Source organism: Armatimonadota bacterium (assembly GCA_037138755.1).
In the GTDB taxonomy this organism is placed as follows: domain Bacteria; phylum Armatimonadota; class Fimbriimonadia; order Fimbriimonadales; family Fimbriimonadaceae; genus Fimbriimonas.
Window position 1 is genome coordinate 34,917 of record JBAXHT010000004.1, and the last position, 21,873, is coordinate 56,789.

At 54.1% G+C, this 21,873-nt stretch carries 26 protein-coding genes; 13 read left to right on the top strand and 13 right to left on the bottom strand.

Translation table 11 applies throughout. From position 1 onward, the window contains the following. The first annotated feature begins 11 nt into the window (after window positions 1-11). The gene (locus WCK51_14555) at window positions 12-683 is read left to right on the top strand and encodes a hypothetical protein (protein MEI7578108.1); all 672 of its coding nucleotides are present in this window, start codon (window positions 12-14) and stop codon (window positions 681-683) included. A 16-nt stretch (window positions 684-699) separates the two neighbouring features. Here WCK51_14555 and WCK51_14560 read toward each other — a convergent pair whose 3' ends face one another. The 4 genes from WCK51_14560 to WCK51_14575 are packed head-to-tail and all read right to left on the bottom strand — an operon-like array spanning window position 700 to window position 2,438. Beyond that, window positions 700-1,170: a TspO/MBR family protein gene (locus WCK51_14560; protein ID MEI7578109.1), complete on the bottom strand. Its 471-nt coding sequence runs from the start codon at window positions 1,168-1,170 to the stop codon at window positions 700-702. Next, entirely contained in the window at window positions 1,167-1,625 is a 459-nt protein-coding gene (locus WCK51_14565) for a hypothetical protein (GenBank protein MEI7578110.1), read from the bottom strand. The genes WCK51_14560 and WCK51_14565 overlap by 4 nt, the downstream gene beginning before the upstream one ends. Window positions 1,626-1,639: 14 nt before the next feature. Next, window positions 1,640-2,119 carry a DNA starvation/stationary phase protection protein gene (locus WCK51_14570; protein MEI7578111.1) on the bottom strand — a complete coding sequence of 160 codons (480 nt, stop codon included), beginning with the start codon at window positions 2,117-2,119 and terminating at the stop codon, window positions 1,640-1,642. 4 nt (window positions 2,120-2,123) lie between these two features. After that, entirely contained in the window at window positions 2,124-2,438 is a 315-nt protein-coding gene (locus WCK51_14575; protein MEI7578112.1) for a CsbD family protein, read from the bottom strand. Between the two features lie 107 nt (window positions 2,439-2,545). On the opposite strand from WCK51_14575, the gene WCK51_14580 reads away from it, so the two are divergent. After that, window positions 2,546-3,364, top strand: a complete 819-nt coding sequence (locus tag WCK51_14580; GenBank protein ID MEI7578113.1) for a carcinine hydrolase/isopenicillin-N N-acyltransferase family protein — start codon at window positions 2,546-2,548, stop codon at window positions 3,362-3,364. Here the strand turns inward: WCK51_14580 and WCK51_14585 are convergent. Further along, window positions 3,354-3,977, bottom strand: coding sequence for a YdeI/OmpD-associated family protein (locus WCK51_14585; protein ID MEI7578114.1), 624 nt, complete (start codon window positions 3,975-3,977; stop codon window positions 3,354-3,356). The genes WCK51_14580 and WCK51_14585 overlap by 11 nt on opposite strands. Window positions 3,978-4,027: 50 nt before the next feature. Between WCK51_14585 and WCK51_14590 the strand changes: the two genes are divergently transcribed. The 3 genes from WCK51_14590 (at window position 4,028) to WCK51_14600 (ending at window position 7,875) form a co-directional block, all read left to right on the top strand. Next, entirely contained in the window at window positions 4,028-5,953 is a 1,926-nt protein-coding gene (locus WCK51_14590) for a hypothetical protein (protein MEI7578115.1), read from the top strand. A 127-nt stretch (window positions 5,954-6,080) separates the two neighbouring features. Beyond that, window positions 6,081-7,391: a reprolysin-like metallopeptidase gene (locus WCK51_14595; protein MEI7578116.1), complete on the top strand. Its 1,311-nt coding sequence runs from the start codon at window positions 6,081-6,083 to the stop codon at window positions 7,389-7,391. Window positions 7,392-7,416: 25 nt separating this feature from the next. Beyond that, complete coding sequence (locus WCK51_14600) at window positions 7,417-7,875, top strand: VOC family protein (GenBank protein ID MEI7578117.1); 459 nt, start codon at window positions 7,417-7,419, stop codon at window positions 7,873-7,875. Here WCK51_14600 and WCK51_14605 read toward each other — a convergent pair. From WCK51_14605 to WCK51_14620, 4 genes are read right to left on the bottom strand one after another with little or no spacing between them, the layout of a single operon-like run. Then, window positions 7,872-8,831: a sodium-dependent bicarbonate transport family permease gene (locus WCK51_14605; protein ID MEI7578118.1), complete on the bottom strand. Its 960-nt coding sequence runs from the start codon at window positions 8,829-8,831 to the stop codon at window positions 7,872-7,874. The genes WCK51_14600 and WCK51_14605 overlap by 4 nt on opposite strands. A 40-nt stretch (window positions 8,832-8,871) precedes the next feature. Continuing rightward, the gene (locus WCK51_14610) at window positions 8,872-9,363 is read right to left on the bottom strand and encodes a hypothetical protein (protein MEI7578119.1); all 492 of its coding nucleotides are present in this window, start codon (window positions 9,361-9,363) and stop codon (window positions 8,872-8,874) included. Further along, on the bottom strand, window positions 9,360-9,587 hold the full coding sequence (locus tag WCK51_14615) for a DUF1272 domain-containing protein (GenBank protein MEI7578120.1): 228 nt from the start codon (window positions 9,585-9,587) through the stop codon (window positions 9,360-9,362). The genes WCK51_14610 and WCK51_14615 overlap by 4 nt, the downstream gene beginning before the upstream one ends. Further along, on the bottom strand, window positions 9,562-10,176 hold the full coding sequence (locus tag WCK51_14620; GenBank protein MEI7578121.1) for a TMEM175 family protein: 615 nt from the start codon (window positions 10,174-10,176) through the stop codon (window positions 9,562-9,564). Before WCK51_14620 ends, WCK51_14615 begins: the two co-directional genes overlap by 26 nt. Before the next feature lie 60 nt (window positions 10,177-10,236). Here WCK51_14620 and WCK51_14625 point away from each other — a divergent pair, with 60 nt between their 5' ends. Then, on the top strand, window positions 10,237-10,725 hold the full coding sequence (locus WCK51_14625) for a DinB family protein (protein MEI7578122.1): 489 nt from the start codon (window positions 10,237-10,239) through the stop codon (window positions 10,723-10,725). A 37-nt stretch (window positions 10,726-10,762) separates the two neighbouring features. Here the strand turns inward: WCK51_14625 and WCK51_14630 are convergent, their stop codons facing one another. Continuing rightward, window positions 10,763-12,730 carry an SPFH domain-containing protein gene (locus tag WCK51_14630; GenBank protein MEI7578123.1) on the bottom strand — a complete coding sequence of 656 codons (1,968 nt, stop codon included), beginning with the start codon at window positions 12,728-12,730 and terminating at the stop codon, window positions 10,763-10,765. 148 nt (window positions 12,731-12,878) lie between these two features. Then, window positions 12,879-13,316: a DinB family protein gene (locus tag WCK51_14635; protein MEI7578124.1), complete on the bottom strand. Its 438-nt coding sequence runs from the start codon at window positions 13,314-13,316 to the stop codon at window positions 12,879-12,881. 34 nt (window positions 13,317-13,350) lie between these two features. On the opposite strand from WCK51_14635, the gene WCK51_14640 reads away from it, so the two are divergent. After that, window positions 13,351-13,671: a hypothetical protein gene (locus tag WCK51_14640; GenBank protein MEI7578125.1), complete on the top strand. Its 321-nt coding sequence runs from the start codon at window positions 13,351-13,353 to the stop codon at window positions 13,669-13,671. Here the strand turns inward: WCK51_14640 and WCK51_14645 are convergent. After that, a complete protein-coding gene (locus WCK51_14645; protein ID MEI7578126.1) occupies window positions 13,668-14,588 on the bottom strand; it encodes a metalloregulator ArsR/SmtB family transcription factor in 921 nt (306 codons plus the stop codon). The genes WCK51_14640 and WCK51_14645 overlap by 4 nt on opposite strands. Window positions 14,589-14,708: 120 nt before the next feature. Between WCK51_14645 and WCK51_14650 the strand changes: the two genes are divergently transcribed. Genes WCK51_14650 through WCK51_14675 form a run of 6 tightly spaced genes read left to right on the top strand, consistent with a single transcriptional unit; the run spans window position 14,709 to window position 21,361 of the window. Then, a complete protein-coding gene (locus tag WCK51_14650) occupies window positions 14,709-15,881 on the top strand; it encodes an acyl-CoA dehydrogenase family protein (GenBank protein MEI7578127.1) in 1,173 nt (390 codons plus the stop codon). 9 nt (window positions 15,882-15,890) lie between these two features. After that, complete coding sequence (locus WCK51_14655) at window positions 15,891-16,958, top strand: hypothetical protein (GenBank protein ID MEI7578128.1); 1,068 nt, start codon at window positions 15,891-15,893, stop codon at window positions 16,956-16,958. Between the two features lie 36 nt (window positions 16,959-16,994). Beyond that, a complete protein-coding gene (locus WCK51_14660) occupies window positions 16,995-18,200 on the top strand; it encodes an HD-GYP domain-containing protein (protein ID MEI7578129.1) in 1,206 nt (401 codons plus the stop codon). After that, window positions 18,197-18,796 (top strand): HD domain-containing phosphohydrolase, encoded by a 600-nt coding sequence (locus WCK51_14665; GenBank protein MEI7578130.1) that lies wholly within the window; start codon window positions 18,197-18,199, stop codon window positions 18,794-18,796. Before WCK51_14660 ends, WCK51_14665 begins: the two co-directional genes overlap by 4 nt. Next, the gene (locus tag WCK51_14670) at window positions 18,789-20,489 is read left to right on the top strand and encodes a glycosyltransferase family 39 protein (protein ID MEI7578131.1); all 1,701 of its coding nucleotides are present in this window, start codon (window positions 18,789-18,791) and stop codon (window positions 20,487-20,489) included. The genes WCK51_14665 and WCK51_14670 overlap by 8 nt, the downstream gene beginning before the upstream one ends. Continuing rightward, window positions 20,468-21,361: a tyrosine-type recombinase/integrase gene (locus WCK51_14675; protein MEI7578132.1), complete on the top strand. Its 894-nt coding sequence runs from the start codon at window positions 20,468-20,470 to the stop codon at window positions 21,359-21,361. Before WCK51_14670 ends, WCK51_14675 begins: the two co-directional genes overlap by 22 nt. On the opposite strand, the gene WCK51_14680 is transcribed toward WCK51_14675, so the two are convergent. Further along, complete coding sequence (locus WCK51_14680) at window positions 21,324-21,872, bottom strand: adenylate kinase (protein MEI7578133.1); 549 nt, start codon at window positions 21,870-21,872, stop codon at window positions 21,324-21,326. The genes WCK51_14675 and WCK51_14680 overlap by 38 nt on opposite strands. Between the last annotated feature and the right edge of the window lies 1 nt (window position 21,873).

Here is a 21,873-nt window from a genome sequence, read left to right on the forward strand (position 1 = left end):
AAGATTGGCAAATGTTAGCTCTCGTCACCGCCATGGCCATCGCGGGTCCAACCGAGATGAATCTCGAGGGTTGGAGAATCATTCTGGAAGGGGAAGTTTTGGCAGACAAGGACTGGCCGGAGGCAAAGGCGGAGCTAACCCGGCAGCTGCAAAATATCAAGCGTGTTGTTGACGACAAGCCGCTAAAGAACCTGCAGAAGGTTGCCGTCTGGGTGAATTCAGATAGCAAAGTCACACAATGTATGGCCTATCACCCCGACCGAGGCTGGCTAAAAAACAACGGGGCCAATCCAGAGATGGCGAAGTCCGTGGAACTGGGTAGTTGCAAGCGCTTCGTTGATTGGACCTATGTTCAGCCCTGGATGGTGTTGCACGAGTTGGCTCATGCGTACCATGACCAGTTCTTGGAGAAGGGTTTCGAGAATCCGACCGTACTAGATGCGTTCAAGAAATCGATGGAAACGAAGAAGTACGATGAAGTTCTGCACTGGGAGGGGCGAACTACCAAACACTACGCGACAACAAACCAGATGGAGTACTTCGCAGAAACCACTGAGAGCTACTTCGGAACGAACGACTTCTTCCCATTCATCCGCGCCGAGCTACGTAACTTTGATCCGGGTGCTGCTGCGCTAATGAAAGAAATCTGGGGGGCTGCCGAAAAGCGCTCTAAGGAAGCCTAACTTGTGAATTGTTACTCTAGCGTACTGCCCGGTTCAGCATCCATATTGAGAAGTTGAGGACAGATGCAAAGGAGACCCACATGATGTAGGGGACGAGTAGCCAACCAGCCGGACGATCAATCTTCCAGAAGGTCGCTAGCATCGCGACAATGGAAAGCCATAAGGCGACAATGTCTAGAAACGCCAAATCTGGTCGTCGCTGTGCGAAGAAGAGCCAGGACCAGGCAAGGTTGAAGATGAACTGGACAACAAATATGGCAGCTGGAGCACCCCAAAACTGACCCGACAACCAGACTCGCCAGGCCGAAACTCCGATGAGGATAAAAAGGGCAGTCCAGACAGGCCCGAAAAGCCAAGAAGGCGGGTTCCAACTAGGCTTGATGATCTCGGGGTACCACGTTTTGACAGACGAACCAGTAGCTAGTCCACCAATGGCTCCGACGGATAATGATACAAGCACAAACATCAAGAGTGCGAGATATTTCATGAGATACGTCCTAGCGATCCGAGCAGAAGCGAAACAGCCAGCAGAGTGTAGACCGAGAGCAACGATTTTGTACTGAGAATATGCTCGAAGCCTGGAGTCAAGCGTTTTGGAACGACGTGGAAGTCAACGAAGTAAGCCATCACCGTGACCCCGATTGCTACAACAAACGCCGTAGGAAGGTTCCCCGGAGCGGTGCCAAATGCCCTAAAGCAAAGCTCAGCGATTCCGCTCCATCCAATCATTGCAAACCCGTTTAAGCCAAAGCCTACGGCCAAGAACAAGAGATTTCTCTTCTCGTTTTGGTATGTTCGTTCGCCAAAGACGATGTGACTGATCGCCTGAATGGGGGCATAAAGCGGTTTGCCTGTCACTCCGGCAAGGAGTATCACGCCACCGATGGTCGCAATGGTGGACCAAACCGCCATGATCGAGATATTGCGGAGAGCGGACTGCATGGGAGAACGAGTTCCTAGTTGCCCCGATGCGAATCCAGCATCCAGAGCAACTTTTCGTATTCCTCGGCGATCCCAATCAGAATATCGTTCGTTACAGGTTCATCCGTGGGCTTTTTTGCTGTGGCTTCGATCCCTAAACGAATGCCTTTAAGCGAGTCGGAGAATGACTCGCAAAGAGCAGTAAGTGCCGCCTTCGCAGTGAGTTCCCCAATTGGAAACGATCTTAGACGCTCTTCGGCTGAGAAGCGACTTGAGGGAGCATTCACGGCGGTGCCAAGCTGCCTTATCCGCTCCGCAATCATATCGCCAGATTCGTTGACCTCCGCTGCGACCTCATCCAGAAACCGATGGACAACAATGAAATTTGCATCTCTCAAGTTCCAATGTGCCGCCTTGACGTGGGTGTACAGTTCAAGCTGATCCAGTAGGATAGGGTCGAGCACCCCTGCAACGGAGTTGGCAAGTTGCTTTTCGATAGGGATGAAGTGGTTCATAACTTCAAGCTCCCTTGATAGCCCTTTTGACTGCTTCGCTTGCTTGGTGGGCGCCGTCTGCAATTGCCTCGGCTGCATTCTCGGCTGCATCTTTGGCATGTCCAGCAAGTTGTTGAAGTTTGCCTTCGGCTTCTTCGGCAGCACCTTCTGATTTAAGCTCAGTGTCGTTGGTTGCTTCTCCAAGCGCTTGCTTGGCGACTCCGATGACTTCTTTCGATTTGCCTTCCACTTTGTCATGAGCGCCAGCGCCTACCATATCGTCCAGTGCGTCGTTTGCTGTGTCGTTATTCACATACTCAGCTACTCTGCCTGATTCCATTCATTCGGTTTTCAAATGCGATTGGAGGAAACTCATACAGCGAGGCTCAGTTCCAATATGTCGTTTGGTTATCTCCGTCGCAACCTCGTCGTCGGTATGCTTGAGGAATGAAGCTGGCTTGGATATTGACTTTTGTCGCAATCGCAAGTGCGAGTCAGCCATGCACGGTATTCCTGGTAGCTCGGCACGGTCAAGTTTTTGCCGCGGGCAACGAGGATGAAGGGGCCGACGCAGGTCATTCAAAACACTTTGTCAAGTTTGTTCAAGCAAAGCCGGAGACTGGCGCTTTGGGATATGTCGCGTTTGGTTACTCTAAGAACCCGCTCAATGACGAATCGGCTATGAACGAAGCGGGCCTCTTTTATGACTTTACAGCCCAGGATAAGCTCGATAAGCCAAGGGAAGGGAAGCCCCGGGGGAAGTTTAATGCGATCAATGAGATGCTCACCAAGTGCCGGACCGTCGCCGAGGCGGTTCACTTTCTGGAGGCATTTGATCTCAGCAACATGAGTTCGGCCGAGTTGTTCATTGGGGACTCATTGGGGGCTTCTGCTATTGTCGAGAGACATACGACAACCGCCCGGCCGAAAGGGATCGACTTTCAAATCGCCACGAACTTCCGAACGAGCTTAGTGCCGCAGGATCAGATTAGTTGTGAACGTTACAAGCTCTGCGATTCCCGTCTAGGGGCAAGTAAACGGGTCAGTGTGAAGTCGATTGTCGAGATACTCGACGGAACAAAGGCACAAGCTCCGTCGGCTTACCGCACATGGTATTCGTTGGTCTGCGACCTGAAACGGCGCGAAGTGAATTTGTACCGAAAAGGCGACTTCAGTCAGCCGATCAAATTCTCCCTTTTGGCCGAGTTGAAGAAAGGAGCTCGGAAACTGGATATGGACGAGTTCGTTAACGCGGTCAGTCGTTGAGACCCTGACCTGCCATGATCTGGTCAACGCACTTCTCAATGCGCGCCTCTCGGGTTTTTGCCTGCTTCGGTTGAGAGAAGTGCAGCAGATATCCACGTTGTCGCCCGGGCGTTAAGCTTCGAAATGCCTGCCGCAGTTCGGGCATTTCGTCGAACTTATCCGCGAGCTCCTGAGGAATCGGTCGATCCTCGATCTTGATTTTCTCAAACTGCTGCCCGGATCTTTCAATATCGATGGCTTCTCTCAAGTAGTCGCGAATCATTTCTGAAAGCTGATGCACTTGCTCCAAACTCCTAATACGGATCACGCGTCCTGCCTGCGAATTCTCACCCGGAAGTTCAAGAATCTGAGCTGGATCGCTTAACAGAACTCCCTTGAAAAAAGTGAGTACGCAACAGTCTCGAAAAGCCCCGATGACGGCAATGTTCTTTCCCTGATCGGTATAGCAGGGATGGGACCACTTGACTTCTTCGGTGAGACCGGCCGAGAGTACCGTCGAGCGCAGGAGAGCCAGCTCCTCCTGCCAAAGCTGAGTCGAACATTCCGAAGTTTGAAAACGGCTGCAACGACCGCAACCGAGCGCAAAAAAATCGGTTATCGAATTAATGCCCATCCGCTTCTCTCGTGGTTGACCTATCTTGACAATCGGTGTATTTTATCTCTATGAAGCGTCTTCTTGTTTTGGTTGCAGCGAGCTCCACTCTCGCAAATTCAGCGGTCGCGGTCCCGGTTATGACTGCATTTGATCCTGCGGTTCATGGGTTCAACTTTGCAAACACGTTTAACAACGACTTTATCCCGTCGGTCGATTGGACAACCGGCGGTCTGTGCGGAGGAATGTGTTACGCAGCGATGGATCACTTCAACGATGGCCGACGGCGACTCCCGCAGCAATGGTGGCGGCCGGCGACCGGATCGGAAATGGAGGAGTACATCTACAGTTGCCAGACGACTAGTACCGTCAGAAACCTTGACCGTTGGGCGGAAGTCGGACATAACCCTGGGGGAGCCAGGGACAGCGAGTTTTTCACTTGGGGAATCAAAGACCGAATTCCGGAGCTGAGACGGAAGATCGATGCAGGAACTCCCGCCATCATCGGCCTCCAAGGGCACGACAACGGTAGTCACCAAGTGGTTGTGATCGGCTATGACATGGGTGCGTATCGAGGCGATGGAACCGGCCCCATCGGCGACTTCAAACTGATTTGCTATGATCCGAACTACCCTGGACGAACAACGGTGATTCGCCCCGACCCGGCGCGAAAACTGTTTGAGTATGAAAGCCCCCATGCGCGCAGCGGCGGGCGTTCGGACAAGCTGTATCGCACCTGGTTTGTTGACACGAAATACACCGCTGGAAGGGTTCGAAGTGGATTGCCGATGAACGATTTCCCCAGAGACGGCTCCGTTCGAGGGGTGTTGCTGGAGTTTCAAACCGGTGACGACGACCTGCGTGGTGACAAGGAAGCGGGAGCGAGAAGCTTTATTTCAGCCCGTTTGCGTTTCAGAGGTGCCCCCGAGTTGAACGTTCCTAACATCAGTCGCACGGCTCGGTGGATCGGCGGCTATGGCCAGACAGTCTTTATTCCTTATCCATCCGGAGTCTCCGCTGGGCAACTCGCAAGCCTTCAAATCACGCAGACGAGTACTGGCGGGATTAGCCGAGACAACTGGACCATGAAGAGTCTAAAGGTGAAGGAAGTCGGTCGCCGAGCCGATGGATCGAGCTTTGAAAACCAGATTATCGACCAGGGGCAGAACCGCTTTGACGGTGCGAATCCGGGGCTGACTATGGAGCTCGACGTGCCTTCGGCAAGCGGACGAACTCGAGAAGTTTTGCTTGACTTTGGCACCGGAAACGATGACCTACGTGGAGGGAATGACAACTTGGACGTCATCGTGGACTTCACTAGTGGAGGATCGCAAACCTTTACCAATGTGAACCGCGGTGTGCAATGGGGCAACTATTCCACCAATCCGATCACCCTCCGGCTTAGCGGAGACGTGACCCTGGATGGGCCGCGACAGATCCGCCAGATTCGGCTGAGAACCACGTCGGGCGGTGGAGTTGGCGGCGACAACTGGACGATGGATACTTGCTGGGTTCACCTCAACATCAATAATCGCCGTGTGCTTTACGGACTTTCCGGTCAACATCGGTTCACCGGGGTCACGAACTCCGCCTTAGTCAAACCGTTGAAAATGATCCCAACGGGTCAGGTGCAGCTGCTTCATCTCATCTTTGACTCTGGCGGAGACGATCTGCGTGGGGGCAACGACAATCTCAAGGTTAAGGTGTTTACGCGAGGAGGTGGGAACCCCGAGTTTGTGAATGTGAATGCGGGAGTTACTTGGCCGGGAGAAAAGCGATCCAACGTCACCGTCTGGTTACCGTCTGCGGTGAGTCCGGAAGACGTTCTTCGCATAGAGTTGGAGACGAACAACAATACGAACGATAACTGGGATCTGAAGAACTTGGAAGTTTGGGCAAGGGGCGCTGCCGAGCCGGTCAAGATGTTTGAGAAGGCGAACTTTCGATTCAGCTCGGTCGATTACAAACTCGTGCTGCGAAGGTTACGTGCCCGGTGATGATTCGTTCATTTGAAATAACCAGTATGAGGCGATAGACCCATAGTCGAGGTTGTCCCCGAGGAACCCTAACAAAGTGGTGTAGATTTTTTAAGTCGCACTGCGATGCAGTTCCGATGGGAGAGATGTGAAACTAGGGATAAAGGCGATTCAGCTCGTTTTTGGAGTACTTTTATTGTCGACTGCCGCGATGGCTCAGCGGCCCGTTGCACCAGCACTCAATAGCAATCCGGGTGCAAGATACACGGTATTTCTCAATTTCACTGGGTTCAATTACAACGGAACTTGGGCAGGAAAGACGCCTGGGAATGTGCCTGCATACACCACAGATGCAGACGCAACAACGTTTACAACAGGTGAGATCAACAACATCCGTGAAATCTGGGCTCGAACAAGCCAGAAGTACATCGGCATGAACATCAACGTGACGACCGTCGATCCTGCTCCGACGGGCTTGACAGACGCCCAACGACAGACCTGGTATGACAATAAGCAGTACATGACCCATGCAATGATCGGTGGATCCAACGCTTGGTACGGCGCGGCGGGCGGCGTTTCTTATGTTGGAGTGGCGAAGTCAGCAACATTAACCAGCGGTCAGCGGACGAACTGGACATTTCCTGCTGGTGGCTCGGGAACTTCACCGCAGAGTTGTACTGCTGCTTGCGCCCACGAGATTGGTCACCACTTAGGGTTGAGCCACCAGAAAGATGAATCGAACGGAGCTGCCTATAGTAACAACAATGGTGCAACAGGCAACGGTAGCTACGCTCCGCTTATGGGGACCAGCTACGTTTCCCAGCGAGGAACTTGGCGTCAAGGAGCGACATCCGGTACGACAACAAATGCAAATGATGTGGCGGTTCTCATGAGCCAGCTGAATATGGGTGCACCCCTCGACAGCGGATGGGGTCATACAATGGGAACGGCCTCGATCATGCCTGTTAACTCGGACGGTACCGTTAATACTGCGCTTTCGAAAGGATGGATCATGCCCAAAGCATCGACAGGGTACAGCGCTGTCGGTGAAGCCAGCTATACGACTGACTGGTTTAAGTTCGGCTCCCTCGGTGGCGCCGTGAGTTTGACCGCTAATGACGGAACCTCCTTCCTGCAAAACGGAGTTGCAGATCCCGGTGCGACGATGCGGTCAGTTCTTAGGATTTTCAGTTCCACTGGCGCACTGGTCGGAACTGCTATTGAAGATGCAACAACTCTAAAACGGACATGGAGCGGAAACCTTGCCTTTGGCGAGTACTATGCGCAGGTAGCCAGCTATGGCGACTACATCTCGCCTTACGAACCCAACTCGCGCTACTTCAACATGGGTGGCTACTTCCTGTCTGGTACCGGTCTAGCTCCGGTTCCTGAACCTGCGACGATGATCGGCCTTGCGGTTGGCCTTGGAGCCTTGGCTCGACGGCGGCGGAAGAAGTAAACACATTGGAGGGTAAAACCCTCCAATGCAAAAGCTCACCCCTTTCATCTGGCTGAACGGTACCGCCGAAGAAGCCTGCAAGTTTTACACGTCTCTCCTTCCGGGCTCGAACTTCGTCATAGCGATGCCCGGACTCGAGGGTATTCCCCTTATGGTCACGTTGATAGTACAAGGGCAGTCGATTAACTTTATGAACTACCCGACGGAGTTCCGTCTGACTCCCGCGTTTTCGTTCCAACTCGACTGCGAGGATCAAGCCGAAGTTGACCGCGTTTGGGAGGCGATGCTGGACGGAGGAACGACGATGGCTTGTGGATGGATCACCGACAGATTCGGCCTTACGTGGCAGGTGATCCCGCGTAGATTTATGGAGCTACTTTCCATAGGCACTCCGGCGCAGGTTGAAGCGGTCATGGGGGCAATGCAGCAGATGATTAAGCTCGAAGTCGGGCCGCTTGAAGTAGCATTCGAAGCCGCGCGCTAGCTCCACATTTGGGCAAGGTGGGCGTAGAGAGGGATGCCAATCACGAGGTTGAAGGGGAAGGTCACGACGATTGCCCCGGTGAGGTAGAGGCCGGGGTCGGCATCGGGTAAGGCGATCCGAACCGCCGCAGGAGCTGCGATGTAGGACGCGCTTGCCGCCATCGCACCGAGCACTCCGGCTCCGCCCGGCGATAAACCAGCCATATGCCCGATGACTACACCGAGGCAGCCGTTGAGCAGCGGAATCGTGGTTCCAAAAACGATCAAGAACAGAGATCGGCTTTTGAGGGCCTTGGCTCGTTCGCCAGCGACTAATCCCATTTCGAGGAGGAAGATCGTGAGGGCTCCTTTGAACAGATCTCCGAAGAGGGGGGAAATCTGCTCGTAGCCCTTAGCTCCGCTGATCAGACCGATGGCGATGCCGCCAATGAGAAGGATGAGGGCGCGCCCGGTGAGAAGCTCATGGACCAGCGGCCCGAGGTTGCTGTCGGACTGCTTCCGGACGACCAGATAGAGCGCGAAGAGAATCGCCGGGACTTCGAGGACCGCAACCAGGGCAGGCATGAACCCTTCGGCTGGGAGATTGTTCGTAACTGCAAACTGGGTGGCGGCAATGAAGGTCACCGCGGATACCGAGCCGTAGTGGGCGGCCAATGCAGAAGCATTGACGCGATCGATCTTGCCTAGCTTCCTGGCCGCCATGTAGGCTAACCAAGGGGTCAGAAGGCTGAGAAAACACGTTGCGAGGACCGGCTTCCACAGCTCGGCGATGGTGCATTTAGATAGCGCTACTCCGCCCTTGAGTCCAATTGCAAAGAGAAGGTAGATCGAGAGAGATGTGTACAGCCCTTGCGGGAGATCAAGATCGCTCTTCAACAGAACCGCCACAAACCCAAGGACAAACGCCAGAACCATGGGCGAGAGGAGGTTTGATGTGATGAGTTCGACGGAGTTCATGCTTGGCGGCGACTTACAGATTACTTGAGTCGATCACTGATCAGAGAGTTGCCGTCAGCGTATCCTCTAAATAGGCATCAAAGTTCGACTGAGATCGTGGGTTGTAAACATGTTTGATCCATGCCTCACGCTCGTGGGCTTGAACGGCGAGCTCCCAGACACAGACGCTGGTGCCGGTAGCATCAATTGACTGCCAGCGCGGTTCTTCGCCGTGTGCAGAGACCCAGACCCTGTGGTTCAGCATGTTTTCTCCGACCCAATAGTCGCAGAGTAGAAACACGGCGTCGGCACCAACGTGGATCATTGCAAAACCCATTCCGTAGTTTTCCAAACTGTTCCAGTCGGTTCCAGCGACGATGAAGGGCCCCCGGTTTGCATGTAGGTGTTCATCGAGGATCGGCAAAGCAGATGCAACCATTGAGCGAGGTTCAAAGCTGCTCACGGCGGCTCGAAGCGAGTACAACTTGATTCGCCAGTCGCCGAGCGATTCGACTCCAAGAAAGGTAATTGGTCGCGGGACGTACGGTTTCATCGCTTGAGCACTCGAATCGTTGAGGCAGGATGCTTTTCTAGTTCGGCCGCTGGCCTTATCGGACGTCTGACGAACTCCCCGCCGCAATTTGGGCAGATTCCTTCGAGCGGGCCGGAGACGCACTCGGAGCAAAAGGTGCACTCGAACGAACAGATCATTGCCTCTTGTGACTCGGGTGGCAAATCGCGATCACATCGTTCACAGTTCGGCCTTATTTCGAGCATATTCTTCGCGCTCCTGTTGCTCCATCAGAGCTTCCATCCGCTTGTCCGGAACGATCCATATGAGCGCAACTAGGAAGTAGCATGCCACCGACACCGGCGTGAATATCCACGCCATGGGTAGAGCGATGAAGTAGATCAGAAGAGAGAGCTTCTCCTTTCGCGCTTCCCCAATTGCTTCCGCCAAAACGCCACACTCTTTTTCGTAGCGAATGATCGCCTTTTCCAGGATGGTGTACGCAATAGCAGAAAGAAACAGCACCAATCCGAACGAGAAAGTTGGGAGCGCCGCAAAAGATGTTGCGCCCATCCAAGAGTTGCAGAAGGGGACCAGCGAGAGCCAGAACAGGAGATGAAGGTTTGCCCACATGACGCTTCCATTTACAAACCGAGTGGTTTGGAGAAGGTGATGGTGATTGTTCCAATAGATGCCGAGCATCGCAAAGCAGAGAACATAACTGAGAAAAACTGCTTTAAGTGGAATGAGATCGGCTAACGAGTTTCCGTGTGGAACTTTGAATTCCAGCACCATGATGGTGATGATGATGGCGATCACTCCGTCGCTAAAAGCCTCGAGTCGATTGGTCGTCATTCTGCCTAGCATACGCTGTGACGGGAACTTTTTGAATCTAAGTGTTTGTATTTGGTAGCGATGGGAAGGTCGGCGACTTTCGATATTCTTCGAAAAACATTAGATCAGGGGACAAGGGAATGGAAGAAGTTTTTGGGAGACGTGTCGGAAGAGCAAATTGTCTGGCAACCCGAAAAAGGGATGCACTCAATCGGTGGAATTTTTCTGCACATCATTGCCTGGGAAGCTTGGTGGTGCGAGAAATTTGTTGCGGGTGGAGAAATGGAGCCGCAGACGGTTGCGGCATTAGGTCTTGCTCGATTTTTCGATTTTAACGGCAAGTGCCCGTCGCCTCCCTCGGAGTCTCTGGAGTGGTACTACGAGCAAATGCGCTTGAATCGTGAAAGGTGCCTCCTAGTGTTTGAGAACGTGTCTCCGGAGACGAAGGTCAAGCGAGGGGAGACGTCGCGCTCGGCACAGTGGGTCTACAACCACCTCATCGATCACGACTCGTATCACGGCGGGCAGGCGGTTCTGCTCAAATCCCAATTCGAATCATTGACACGCTGAAGCGGCCCCTTGCTTTCGCAAGGAGCCGTTTTGGAGGTTATTTCTCTGCTTTGGGTGACTCCCTCGGAGTCTTCTCGGTGACGGTCGTTTTCACGTTTCGATCTTGAAGCATCGAGAGGAGCTGCAAGCCCATGAGGCCATTAAGCGAGCCCTCCGAGCCGTCCCCGCCGCCATTGATGATCAAGTCAGGGATGATCTTGATGTGGCCTTTGGCGATCTCTTCGGTGATCTTGAGTTTGGCGAAGTTTTCGCCGCCCATTGCGCTCACCTGGAGTTGGTAGGACTCAGCGGTTGATCGACCGATTGCCTCGATCTTCTCGGCTTCGGCAAGACCAGTCTTACTGATTTTTTCTGCCTCGGCCGAGGCGTTGACCTTGGTGTAGTCGGCTTGAGCGATACCGCGAGCGCGGGTCGCTTCGGCTTCGGCATTGGCCCTCATCTTGGTCGCCTCGGCTTCGGCGTTGACGGCGAGCTTCAGGGAAGCGGCGTCACCCTCGGCCTTTTTGACCGTCGCGTCGGCGGTTCGCTGGGCGATCTCGACGCTCTGGGAAGCCTTAACAATTTCGCGCTGCATATCCGCGATTGCGGTCTCTTTCTCCATACCCTGGCGCTTCTCTTGCGCCATTCGTTGGGTTTCGTAGGTCTTTTCCTCTTCCTGCGCGATTTTTCGGTCGGTCAGGGTCTTCATCAGGGCCTCGGGTGGAACGATGTCTCCGATAAGGGTATCAACCGCGTTGACGTTGTACTCTTCGAGAACGACCTGGATATGATCCTTTGCCGCTGCTTGTCGCTCCTTACGGGTCGAGAGGAAGCTGATCACGTCGCTATCCTGCGCCGAGTTTCGGAAGTAGTTTCCGATAGTAGGCTCCAGAACCTGGCTGACCAGGTTGTTCATCGATCCGAACCGCGCGATTACCTTGGGGGCCTCGGTGGCGGGGATGTGGATGATCTGCGAGACATCCAAGTTGAACGGGAAGCCGTCTTTCGAGCGAACCGTTATAGTCGAGAGGTTCTTGTCGAGGTTGTGTGACTCCGACCGAGCTGTCGCCCAGTTTAGGACTAGATTGGTGGTCGGGACAAGTTCGACCTTCATCGTGTATTTGTTGATCGGGTACTTACCTGGGCCGAGTGGCTCGAACCAGACGCCGCGGAAGCCCTTGTTGACGATGTTTCCGTGGCGGAAAGTCTCGCCGGTTACGTCGGTTCCATCTTCACCGATATAGCTGATCACAACTCCAACGTGTCCGATTGGGACGTCGGTCATCGGGATCTCTTCAATTTGAAAAGCCCAAGGATTGATGAAGTAGTTTCCGGCGAGGATGACCTGCGGTTGAAGACCACGGTTTCCGCCATTGGCCAGGAACGTATCCACGTCCTGGAAGTTGTTGTGGTTGTAGATCAGTTCACCAGCGATCTGTCCTTGCCGAATGGGCTCACCGTCAAGGCTCGTGACGATTCCGACCATGTTCTCGTTGATCATGGTTGTGTCGGCAATGCTGACGACGAAGGCGAGCTTGTTGATACGATAGGTACCGGAGGTTAGAATTCTGGTCTGGCGACCTTTCTGACCACCGTTTTCAAGGAACGCCTGCGCGTTTTGGAAGTTATCGCTTTCGACCTTTCGACCCAGAAGGTGACCGGTCGGCAATGGATGACCGTCGTTTGCGAGAACGATTCCGATCTTGCCTTCGGGAACGACTGTGAAGGGGTCCATGGTGACCGAGTATTGCCACGGCCACATTCCCCAGTACAGCCCAGGCGCCAGGGTGTCGGCCTGTATACCGGCTTCGCCTTTAGTGGCGAGGATGCGTCCATCGGGAAGCTCCTTGTTGGCGCCGATGAGGACAAACTTCTTGGTGACGAGCCCAATTCGATCTTCTGGAACGATCACCATTCCAAGGAAGAGCCGTAGGATAGGCTTGAAGAACACGATGCAGAGAAGGGGAATCAGTGCTGTAAACCACAGCGGGTTGATTCCGTTTGCGTCAAATTGTGCGATTTGCATAGTTAAGTGCAAGGGCCTTGCTGATCGGCACTGACCATTGTCATCCTTGCATCCACAATATCACTTACTGAGGACAAATGCCTAGGGTTGCAATTGCTGGTTTTCCCTTAACATTTCCCCTGGGCCGATGGCTCCAGGCAATTGAAAACTAGACGATTCCCGTGTAGAACCCAGCGAGGTCTGTGTCAGGAAAGTCCCAACGGTCTTGATTCAGAGCGATTCCTCGGAGGACACCTCGATGGTAGGTACCATGGTTGATCACGTGCGAAGCAATTTGCTTGACGGTAAGCGACAGGGCTTCGCCGGTCGTTCGTTGGTAATCGATCACTTCGTTGAGTTCACGCGACTCAAGGGCTTGCTTCCAACGCTGGTTGAGGTCTTGTAGAGTTTCGAGCGTTGGCTCGGGCAGTACGAACTCAGTGGGAGAAACCCCACAGACCCGCGTGATCCACATCCTCTGAGAGCCGAGGAGGTGGGCCATCTGTTCCAACTCTTCCGCGGAAGAATCTCGGCTCGCCAGATACTCAATCCAACGCGAGTTCGCCCAGAAGTCGTAACCAAAGAATTCGAGAAGATGCTCCTTCATTGAACCGAGTTTATCGGAAATCGTCAACCATTTAATGAAGTGGCTGGCAACCGAGATCAACAATTGCCTGATGCCCGCTCCTTCTGATGACTGGAGAGCCGTGGTCGGCTATGCAATCTGGATTCTCAGCTATGCGGTGCGAAGGCTTTTAGTCTCTCTGTATCCCTACCATAGCGGCGTCCTCAATGGTGACTGGCGGCTTCTAGATTTCGGGCTCACCCTCTTGTTGACCTTGGCTGCATCGCTTTGGTTTGCGAAAGTTGTCCCCGTACCCAAATCTCGTCCTGAGTTTGTTTGCACGTTATGGTTCCTCACCCGTCTTTTCTGGGAGATGACTCGTCCAACATTGAGTTAGGCTGGGTCGAGCACTTTCTGCAATACCGCGTCAGCAAACTGCTCTAGAGAAGTCGCGAGGAAGTCTGCGCCCTCTTCTAAGAACCGCTTCGGATCGCGGTTAACGATTCCTCCACCGACGCCAATCTTTGGCACTTCCGCTCCAGACCTCAACGAGACGAGTTCTCGGATCATTCGGAGCGTCCATTCCGCACCTTCGTCGTGGGAGCAAGATACCAAGACTAGGTCTGGGCGCGAATCGGATACTTCTCGAATAAAGCTTGGAATGGGAACATTTGCCCCAAGGAACCTAACGGACCAGTTCTGACTAGTGAGGTAGTCGGAGAGCATTCGCAACCCAATCGTGTGGTGATTCTGCGGGGCAGCACCGATGACGGCGACCTTTGCCCCCGGTGCCGGCGAACCAAGATAGTTCATGATCCGAGTCATCTGCCTTTCGGTGATCGAACTCGTCATGTGCTCCTGGGCTTCGTCGATGGCTCCCGACATATACCAAGCGCCAATGGTCGTCATCGACGCGCCTAGAAGTTGTGTATAGAGAGTAATGAGATCTCGGCTTGTTCTGAGAGCTTGATCGACGATTCGATTGCACTCGCGTTCGTCGCCTCGACACGCCGCTCGGGCAAATGGAACGACGAGATCCAAAATGCTTGCTCCATCGTTACCATCCGTTGTCGTTCGGATGATGGCATTGAGCGCGTCCTCAACTTCGGCCCGAGCGATCGAATAGTAAATGTGTCTTCCAATCCGATTTGCTGAAACAATCCCTTTCGCTCTCAAGCGTGCCAGGTGATTACTGACGTTCGGTTGGCGAAGACCGGTGGATTCGACGAGTTCGTTGACGCTCCTAGAGCCATCCATCAAGTTCATCAGGATCGCACGCCGGGATTGCTCGGAGATTTCGTCAAAAATGCTCATTCGGTTCCTTCTTAGAATATACATCAGCATTGACTGATGTATCTCGTTGTTCAGGCTTTTCACGAAATGAAATTCGTATAAATAGGAAACTGCCAACTTGAGGGAATACGCCACAATAGGATGCTTGCTTACAATGTTGTTACAGGCGACGTAGATCAACGAGGACTTATACCAGAGATGTTTTTGAACCTAGAATCCGAAGACTTTGCCTTTCTCGAAACCGTTAAAAAATTCGTTGCGGAGGAAGTTCTGCCCAACACCCGAGCTTGGGAAGAAGCAACTGCTTTCCCAGACGAAATTTGGACCAAGATGGGTGCCATCGGCCTCTTGGGGATGACGCTTCCGAGAGAGAAGGGCGGAACCGGATGTTCGACGATGGCTTATGTCGAGGCTTGTCGCGAACTTGCCAAAGGCGACCCCGCACTTTCGATGAACGTTGCCGCTGTTAACGCGCTCTGCGTTGCTCACTTCGACCACTTTTCAACTCCTGAGCAGTGCGAAAAGTATCTCCCTGGCATTCTAAAGGGTGAGATCAAATTGGCTTGGGGACTGACAGAACCGGATGCAGGTTCAGACGCTCGCCGAGTGCGAACCAAGGCTGAGCCAACCGATCAAGCAGGCATTTACAAGATCAACGGCCGGAAAATGTTCATCACCAATGGTGGCAAAGCAGACCTGATCGTTCTTATTGCAAGAACAAGCGACACTGAGCTTTCAGCGTTCTTGATGGAAACCAACCAGCCCGGATTCAAGCTGGAAAAGCGAATCCACACGGTTGGCGTTTCGGCATCCAACACGGTTCAATTCGCACTGAATGACGCGATCGGCTGGCACACACCATGTACGTTCGAGCAGGCAATTGGTTTGCTCTACAGAGGGCGACTTGGAATCGCAGGCATGGCTGTGGGAATCGCTGAGAAGGCGTATGAACTCATGCTCGAATACTCTAAAGGTCGCGAACAGTTTAACCGCCGGCTCTGTGACATGCAGTCCGTCCAGAACATGATTGCGGATTCCGCGATGGAAGTCGAGGCGGCTCGCCTGTTGCTCCACAAGGGAGCGACCAACATGGACAAGGGCCTTCCTGTCGTTCTGGAAAGTTCGTACGCGAAGCTGTACGCTTCGGAAGCTGCAAACCGAGTGACCAACCGGGCGATTCAGGTTCACGGCGGACGCGGAATGACCAGAGAGTTCTTGGTAGAAAAGCTTTGGCGCGATGCTAAATTGACGGAAATTGGTGAAGGTTGCTCAGAAATTCAACGGCTGGTCATCGCAAAGCAAGTCTTGAAGTAATAATGTAGCATGGCTATTACCGCTATCGCGCTTCTTTTGGCGTCCTCTGGGCGCCAAGACGGAATGATTGAACTCGGGCGCAAGTTCGTTGCCGGAGAAAAACTGGTCTACGTTACAAAGGCCGAGATCACCGACGAGCAAAGAAGCGGCGACCTGCAAACGTTTATTCCTCACGACGAGTCATATTCGTATCGCCACACGCTGGATGTTCAGAAAGTGAAAGCCGACGGGATTGCGGAACTCCTATACACCCGCCCGACCATGTTAGTCACTCTGGGCGATACCGCTGAAGCTGCCGCGAAGACGACGACGCAAAAGCTGGATTGGAAGCTTCAAATGGACGTAAGCCCCGTGAATGAGGTTCTTGAGATGAAGGACCTTACTCCGAAGAAGGCGGATGCTCCGAAGAAGAATGACGGTGTGCAGTGGTTGCGATCAAAAGGAATCCAGGGCTCGGAGGCGGACGGAACCGCGGTCGGACTTCTATTCTCCTTTGTCGGTGAGGTTCAGCGACTGGCCTTCTTCATTGGAGGATTCGATACGTCTCTTGATATATCTCCACGGATGCCCTTTGAAGAGATCAAAGTCGGCGACACGTGGCAACGAACGGTCTCTGCGACGCCGCAAAAACTGAAGGGCCAAGGGGACAAGATGGGTGTCCAAAGGTTGGACTACACCTACACCTATAAGGGGATCACTAAGAGCACCGAAGGGAAGGAGATTCACCGGATTGAGGCAGTTGTGAAACTTGATACCGACATGGCAGAGTTCGCCCGGCAGCTAACGAAGTCGTCAAAGTCGAGTACATCACTCAAGACCGTTCCCCTGAAGTTTGACGCTAAGGTGAAATACGATCTCGACCTCAAGACCATGCACCTCTTAAAGGCGGCTGCCGAAAGTTCCGGGAGCTTTGCCATTGAGGTGAAGGGCGTTTATCAGCCTTTGCTTGAAGATCGGTTCAGAGGGCGGACCTTGGTGAAGCTGGAGTCTTGGACGAAACCGGGTGACGCAAAGCCCAGCACGGCAAAGCCCGGAACGAAGTCGACGACCAAGCCTGGCAAGAAAGGCGGCGGCTAAACGCACTTGGTGATCGTCTAGAATCCTACAGGATTCATGCGTCAACAGATTCAATCACGGACCCAGGATGATCGCGCGCTCGAGTTTGTGCTGAGCGTTGGGGTTGTGGGTTTGATGTCTCTTTTGGGTTATCAGGTCAAGGGCGTCAGTGCATCAGTAGTTGCCGGTTTATTTGGTGTGGTCGTCTTTGCACAGGGTCGCTGGACCACGCGAAACTTTGTGATCCATGTCCCGCTGGCTGCGTTCGCAGTTGCAGTGTCGCCGGTGCTCCTTCCGGTGTTAGCGGTTGGACTGTTTTTGCTCATGCCGCTCGCATCGCGGCACGGCATTCGCCGAGTTCTGGCGCTTTTCGCTGGGGAGTTGGCTGGACTCGCGCTAGCGTACGCCCTGGCTAGTCAGCCTTGTTGGCTGATTGTGTTGCCCTATCTGATTGTACGGATGGCGGTGGCGATGCTCGTTTCTCGTTTCAGCGGATTGCCCCTGGATGTCGGGGCAATGAGCGGCCTGCCAGCGTGGTTGGCTGGCGGACTGGCCGGGATTGTGGCGGGTTGGGTGATGTCGGTTGCTCCTTCACCAGAACTTGCCTGTTTGCAGTTTGGGTTGATCGCAACCGTTTGGCTCGGGGTGATGCGGGCATATCTGGTGGCCGGAGAAGAGTTTTCGGCGGGTCTGGTCGGACTGGGAAATCTCCTCGGTTACGCTCACCCTTATACGGGCGGCCATTCGCGAAGGGTTGGCTACCTGGCCCGGGAAACGGGGCGACGGCTGGGTATTCCTGAATGGCGATTGGATGAGGTCGTGCATGCCGCTTTGCTGCACGATATTGGGAAGTTGGCGGTTGACGAGAGAATTTTAGAGAAGCCCTCCAAGCTGACGGATGAAGAGTTCGCCGTCATCAAAACTCATCCGGGGATTGGCGAGGCGATTGTGGCTGAGGTCCTTGCTCACAAGCCATTGGCGAAGTGGATTCGGCACCATCACGAGCGAATGGATGGTCGTGGTTACCCTGACCAGTTGCCCAAGAGCGCGATTCCGATAGAGAGTCGGCTGATTGCGGTTTTGGATGCCTACGATGCGATGACGGGCACGAGTGCCGATGGACACCGGCGTCTCTACCGCGATCCGGTCACTTCCGAAAAGGCTCTCGATGAGCTGCGGCGATGCTCGGGGACCCAGTTTGATCCGCGAGTTGTAAAGGCGTTTGAGGCCGTTCTTAAGCACGGGAAGGGGGGCGTCTTGTGATAGGGTGGCTGGTAACAGGTCTCATGTGTGCGGCGATGATTGGGTTCACGGCGTGGCACCTGCCGATTCTGCGGGTAGCGCGCCAGCGGCGGCTGGCTAAGGGGATCGGGGTCGCGGTGGAACACCGCTCGCCCTTCCTAGCTGGTTCGGTAGATGCCCTTGAGCAGTTGGTCGCAGCGGTAGCGCTGGAGATGTCGCTTTCCGCTCGCCAGCGCGAAAAGGTTCGGATTGCGTCGCAAATCTGCGATCTTGGCTTGTGCGGGGTCCCCAGCCAACTTCTGAGAAAGAACTTTGAGTGGACGCCGGAAGAGCAATCCACGTTTGAACGACACGCTGCCGGTGGGGCTGGAATCTTGAAAGGGAACCGTCTTCTTGCGGAATACGCACCGATTGTGCGGCAGCACCATTCCCGGTTTGAATTGGAACCCGAAGCTCCGGTTGAAAGCCGAATCTTGTCGGCTTGCTCAGACTATCTCCAGCTCATTCGGCATGTCGGGAAGGAGCGCGCATTGGTTGCTCTGGATCGTCAATCGGGATTCCACTACGATCCGTGGGTGGTGAAGGCAATCAGAGAGGTGGTCGCTAAGGATGAATAAGATCAAGATCAACTGGCGTGATCCACTGTTGCTAATCGTGCTCTTCGCGTTCTTGTACCGGCTGATCGGCGTCGGGTGGGGGTTACCCAACGAGATTCGAGCGATTTCCTTGCACCCGGATGAGCAGGTGAACTTGCTCATTGCCCGTCAAGGTATTGAGCCGGGGAAGTTTGATTTCACTCCGGGGTTTTACAACTACGGAACTTTGTACTTCACGTTTCTCCGGTTCGTTTCCGATGTCGTCGGAGTTTATTCTGGCGGGTTTGATGCTCAGGGCCAACTGACCCCTGCTGGGATGGGTTCGGTTCATCTGGTCGCTCGTGTTTTCAACTGCCTGTTCGGAGCGATCACTTGTGGATTGGTGTTTGCAATCGGGCGGCGGTTTCTGAGCACGGTTGGCGCGGGGTTTGCCGCGGCTGCTTGCGTCGTCGCTCCGGCCTTGGTGGTCCATTCTCGGTTTCAAACGGTGGATGCCATGGCGACAATGTTTGCCGTCGCCTCGCTGTATTGGTGTATTCGCGGCCTAGATTCTGGCGAGAAGTTAAGACGCGCCGCGATTTGGGCGGGCGTATTTGCTGGCCTGAGTGCAGGGACGAAGTATGTGGGATTCGCGGCTGCATTGGCAATGATTCCGGTTGTGTTTTTGCGCTCATCCATTTCGGGCCAAGGATCTGCCGTCGAGACTGGGTCTAGAAAATGGCTGGAAGCCGGGGTTGCCCTTATTGTTGCAATCGTGGTGTTCTTAATCACGACCCCAGGAGCACTGCTGGAGAATGCGGTATTTATTCGAGACTTCACCTTTGAGCTCAACCACAGCAAAGAGGGGCACGGAATTGTCTTTGCCCAAACGGCCCCGGCGTTCTTGTATCACCTCGGAAATCTCTGGCTAGGATTCAGCTTGATGGGTCTCCTTGTCGGGCTCTATGCTTTCGCACGAGGTGCAATGTTGAAGTCAGCACCCATCATCGTTTGCGCGGTGTTCTTCGTGCTGATGTACGGAGCGGTTTCGGGAGGGCAGATCAAGTTCATGCGCTACATTCTCCCGACGATTCCAGCCCTGGCGCTCGGCCTAGGATATGTGATCGATCTGATGCGGGCGAAGTCCGATCTTGGCAAAAGGATCGGCGTCGTTCTTGGACTTGCTGTGGTTGGTGGCCTGGATAAATCAGGGTTTGTCGCCTCGGGAACGATGACGGCACAGATGTTGGCAGTTGATCCACGCGATTTGGCCGGGAAGTTTTTGAAGGACAAGAACGAAGTTGGCCTTGTGAGCGATCCCTGGTTCTGGTCGGCGACGGTTCATCCCGAAGTACCGATGACCAGAATGTTTGGCCCGAAGCGGCTGATGGAGATGTGGGCTGGCTGGTCCTCGCCAAAGATCGTTCGGTACATCCCGGAGAATCCTGCGGAGCGGTACGACTGGGATAAGCGGCTCATCACCGAATTGAAGCCAGAGTACATCACCTTCAGCTCGTTTGAGTACGGTCCGGTCCAGCGAATCGCGGACAGTAAGGGAGGCACCGATGTCGAAAAGCTCTTTGCATCCCGTTACACCGAGTTCGTTGAAGAACTGGGCAAAGCTTACGAAATTTTTCCGGGGCCGTGGGACGACGGACTGGGGCACCGACTCATGGTAGAGGATATGGAGTACATCCACCCGAGGGTGACGATTTGGAAACGCAAAACGCCCTGATCGAGTCGGTCGAGTGGTTCCTTGACCACCTGAAGGTGGAAAAAGGAGCTTCGCCGCACACTTTGGAGGCGTATTCGCGCGACCTCACAGAAGCAGTTTCTTGTTTTTCACAGCTTAGTGCTTGGGATGCCCTGACGGACGAAATGATGCTCGCTTGGGATTCGCACTTAGCCTCCCAAAGCTCGGCACGGTCGGCCCAGAGGAAGGCCTCGGCGCTGCGGTCGATGTTGAAGTTTTTGAAACGTAACGGCGTGGCGATTCAGATTGATCTGCCTTCGACTGGTGGATTTCGAGTTCCCAAACGGCTGCCAAAGGCACTGCCAGTGGCCGTCGTCAACGACGTGCTGGCAGGTGCCGAAACGGATTCGCGTTTAGCACCCAGGAACTTATGCCTCTTAGAAGTCTTGTTTGGCTGTGGACTTCGAGTTTCAGAAGTGGTCACTCTCCGAACTTCTGAGGTTGATCTGGATGCTGGTGTCCTGCGGGTCACTGGCAAACGGGGGAAAATGCGCGTTGTGCCCATGCCTTCTGGAACATCGACGTCCCTTCAGAACTGGCTTGAGAACGAAAGAAAGGGCCTCTTGAAGAAGCCTAGTGGACTGGTTTTTATCTCGGCCCGAGGAAGTGCCCTCTCGCGACAGGCGGTTTACGGAATCATCGCCGCCGCCGCCCGCGCTGGCGGAGTCACTGGTCATGTCGGCCCTCACACGATGCGGCACTCCTATGCGGTGTCTTTACTGAAGGGCGGCGCGGATTTGAGGGCGGTTCAAGAGCTCTTGGGACATGAGTCGGTGGCCACCACGCAGGTTTACACTGAGCTAGCTGACGATGAGATTAAGAGTCGGTACTTGTCGGCGCACCCGCGGGGGTGAGTGTTGAGAGCCAACTCTCTGCCTGTTTTGGCCACCGGAAAACTAGGACTTCATGGTTTGGGCTGGACTGCCATTCGTGCATTCTCTTTCGCTTGCTGTTGAAGGATTTGAAGTGCCAGAGGATGGTTGATTCGCTGGTCAGGAGCCGTGTCATGCTCTCATTGTTTCCGTTGCAGCACTTTTCGCCGAGAATGCCTCGTTTGATGCACCTGACCACGAGGCGGCCGAATGAAAGCCACCTGGGGTAGTCAAGGCACACGATGAGGTCGGTGCGTGGGTCAATGATGCTTCGGAAGCGCCGATAGTCGGAGTCGATTACCCAGCCTGGTTGCGAGGTGAGTTGGTCAATCCTTGCCTCTTGCTCGACCAACGGGGGCTCAGCCCAACCAGGAAGCCAAGCGATCTCGTCGACCTCGATGAGAGGTAGACCAGTTCGGTAGGACACTGCCTTGGCGAGGGTCGACTTTCCAGACCCGGTGACGCCGGAGATGAGGATTCGCCGAGGGGTCACA

Coding starts and splice junctions, on each gene's coding strand:
- WCK51_14555 (MEI7578108.1), top strand. CDS start 12: ATGTTAGCTCTCGTCACCGCCATGGCCATCGCGGGTCCAACCGAGATG.
- WCK51_14560 (MEI7578109.1), bottom strand. CDS start 1,170: ATGAAATATCTCGCACTCTTGATGTTTGTGCTTGTATCATTATCCGTC.
- WCK51_14565 (MEI7578110.1), bottom strand. CDS start 1,625: ATGCAGTCCGCTCTCCGCAATATCTCGATCATGGCGGTTTGGTCCACC.
- WCK51_14570 (MEI7578111.1), bottom strand. CDS start 2,119: ATGAACCACTTCATCCCTATCGAAAAGCAACTTGCCAACTCCGTTGCA.
- WCK51_14575 (MEI7578112.1), bottom strand. CDS start 2,438: ATGGAATCAGGCAGAGTAGCTGAGTATGTGAATAACGACACAGCAAAC.
- WCK51_14580 (MEI7578113.1), top strand. CDS start 2,546: ATGAAGCTGGCTTGGATATTGACTTTTGTCGCAATCGCAAGTGCGAGT.
- WCK51_14585 (MEI7578114.1), bottom strand. CDS start 3,977: ATGGGCATTAATTCGATAACCGATTTTTTTGCGCTCGGTTGCGGTCGT.
- WCK51_14590 (MEI7578115.1), top strand. CDS start 4,028: ATGAAGCGTCTTCTTGTTTTGGTTGCAGCGAGCTCCACTCTCGCAAAT.
- WCK51_14600 (MEI7578117.1), top strand. CDS start 7,417: ATGCAAAAGCTCACCCCTTTCATCTGGCTGAACGGTACCGCCGAAGAA.
- WCK51_14605 (MEI7578118.1), bottom strand. CDS start 8,831: ATGAACTCCGTCGAACTCATCACATCAAACCTCCTCTCGCCCATGGTT.
- WCK51_14610 (MEI7578119.1), bottom strand. CDS start 9,363: ATGAAACCGTACGTCCCGCGACCAATTACCTTTCTTGGAGTCGAATCG.
- WCK51_14615 (MEI7578120.1), bottom strand. CDS start 9,587: ATGCTCGAAATAAGGCCGAACTGTGAACGATGTGATCGCGATTTGCCA.
- WCK51_14620 (MEI7578121.1), bottom strand. CDS start 10,176: ATGACGACCAATCGACTCGAGGCTTTTAGCGACGGAGTGATCGCCATC.
- WCK51_14625 (MEI7578122.1), top strand. CDS start 10,237: ATGGGAAGGTCGGCGACTTTCGATATTCTTCGAAAAACATTAGATCAG.
- WCK51_14630 (MEI7578123.1), bottom strand. CDS start 12,730: ATGCAAATCGCACAATTTGACGCAAACGGAATCAACCCGCTGTGGTTT.
- WCK51_14635 (MEI7578124.1), bottom strand. CDS start 13,316: ATGAAGGAGCATCTTCTCGAATTCTTTGGTTACGACTTCTGGGCGAAC.
- WCK51_14640 (MEI7578125.1), top strand. CDS start 13,351: ATGAAGTGGCTGGCAACCGAGATCAACAATTGCCTGATGCCCGCTCCT.
- WCK51_14645 (MEI7578126.1), bottom strand. CDS start 14,588: ATGAGCATTTTTGACGAAATCTCCGAGCAATCCCGGCGTGCGATCCTG.
- WCK51_14650 (MEI7578127.1), top strand. CDS start 14,709: ATGCTTGCTTACAATGTTGTTACAGGCGACGTAGATCAACGAGGACTT.
- WCK51_14655 (MEI7578128.1), top strand. CDS start 15,891: ATGGCTATTACCGCTATCGCGCTTCTTTTGGCGTCCTCTGGGCGCCAA.
- WCK51_14660 (MEI7578129.1), top strand. CDS start 16,995: ATGCGTCAACAGATTCAATCACGGACCCAGGATGATCGCGCGCTCGAG.
- WCK51_14670 (MEI7578131.1), top strand. CDS start 18,789: ATGAATAAGATCAAGATCAACTGGCGTGATCCACTGTTGCTAATCGTG.